Annotated in this window: 1 protein-coding gene; it reads right to left on the reverse strand. The window is 37.0% G+C overall.

The features are described from left to right. The coding region (locus tag FLA105534_RS21145; RefSeq protein WP_173968071.1) for a condensation domain-containing protein at positions 1 to 235 on the reverse strand (235 nt) is incomplete at both ends.

Below are 235 nucleotides of genomic sequence, written 5' to 3' on the forward strand. Positions count from 1 at the left end.
CAATACACAATATCTAATCCAATACCGCTATTAGTTTCAGAAATATTCAATGTCAGATCGAACTTTGAGTTGACTATATCAAACTCATAGTTTGAAATCTCAACATCCTGCAAAACTAGACCTTCAGATCCTTCAAATGTGTTCTGCAATACAAACATCACCTGAAACAATGGACTCATGCTCATATCACGGGTAGTGACCACACGGTCTACTACTTTCTCAAATGGAGCCAATT

This window comes from Flavobacterium collinsii (genome assembly GCF_902804485.1).
GTDB lineage: Bacteria > Bacteroidota > Bacteroidia > Flavobacteriales > Flavobacteriaceae > Flavobacterium > Flavobacterium collinsii.